The 509-nt window shown below is 38.9% G+C and carries 1 protein-coding gene; it reads left to right on the top strand.

Features of this window, described 5'->3' with window-relative positions:
- A partial coding sequence (locus tag ACJHYR_RS28195) for a c-type lysozyme inhibitor (RefSeq protein WP_236928008.1) occupies positions 1-250 on the top strand: 250 nt, incomplete at its 5' end.
- Positions 251-509 lie beyond the last annotated feature (259 nt).

Here is a 509-nt window from a genome sequence, read left to right as displayed (position 1 = left end):
AGCTTATGTCTGTAATGGAAATAAGACAATGGAGGTGGTCTATATCAACACCACTGCTGGGAACTCATATGCAGTGATTAATCAGATGGATGAGATGATACCTATGCAGCTAATGAAAATGGCCTCCGGAGCCAATTACGAAGCCATCAATAAAAGATACTCATATAAACTGTACACAAAAGGGAAAAAAGCCAATCTGGTGGAAGGGAATGATAATCCTGTCTTAAGCAACTGTTCATCGGCCGAATGACAGCCAGAGCCTGTCAGTAATTCTGTGTAAATGCCTTTTCTTTAAAGTGACCGTCAGGACGGTCACTGATTACCCATTCTGAATTCAGTGCAGAATTAAAATATGTGTGCAAAATAATTTAATTCAGACAGGTTTTTATTTCACTATGGCTATCCCAGAACAATCAGTACAAATAATAAAAGACATATCACAGCAACACTCCACACTGACAGCGCAAAAATAAATGCCGCCTTTGTTATCTTCATATACAAGCAACCTG

The organism is Escherichia sp. WS1450 (assembly GCF_046487395.1).
Taxonomy (GTDB): domain Bacteria; phylum Pseudomonadota; class Gammaproteobacteria; order Enterobacterales; family Enterobacteriaceae; genus Escherichia; species Escherichia coli.
Note: the sequence above shows the minus strand (reverse complement) of the source record. Positions and strands in the feature narration are given on the sequence as shown.